This is a genomic window from Gluconobacter sp. Dm-62, from assembly GCF_018256155.1.
GTDB lineage: Bacteria > Pseudomonadota > Alphaproteobacteria > Acetobacterales > Acetobacteraceae > Gluconobacter.
The window spans coordinates 1-536 of record NZ_JAERLY010000052.1; the positions used below are offsets into that span (position 1 = coordinate 1).

Genomic DNA, 536 nt, shown 5'->3' on the forward strand with positions numbered 1-536 from the left:
CGGCGTAACGAGCGTCCGCGACAGGATGAAGGAGGCTATCATGGCGAACATGATGGCCATGGCGGGGCAGACGCTGCCGCTGAAGGTCGTGGCACCGTCCATGATGGTGACGGCGCGGACGCAGCCTTTCCTTGAGCCTGTGGTCATCGGGATCGACCGGCCGCTGTCCTTCAAGCAGAGCGCTGTTGGATCGCTGGTGATCGGCGGCGGCATTCTTGGCAAGCCCTGCGCGGACCATGACACGTCCTTTACCGTCATGGACCGGATGCCCGAGGGCGCGGCCGCCACGCTTGAGGCGTTTCCGGCGCTGGCGCATGTGCCGGTCCTGCGGACATGGACCGGGCTTGAGGGGGCGACGCCGGATGGTGTTCCCGTGATTGGCCCGGGGCAGGACACGCCGGATCTGTGGCATGTGTTCGGGTTCTGCGGGCATGGGTTCCAGCTTGCGCCTGCGGTCGGCGAGGTTGTGGGGCGTTCGCTCGTTGGCGGGACGGTCGATCCGCTGCTGGCACCGTTCAGCGGGCAGCGTTTTGGCG

General features: G+C 67.0%; 1 protein-coding gene. It reads left to right on the top strand.

Features of this window, described 5'->3' with window-relative positions:
- Nucleotides 1-40: 40 nt before the first annotated feature.
- Nucleotides 41-536 (top strand): FAD-binding oxidoreductase (locus tag JK202_RS16170; protein ID WP_249200195.1); only part of this gene is annotated, 496 nt, incomplete at its 3' end.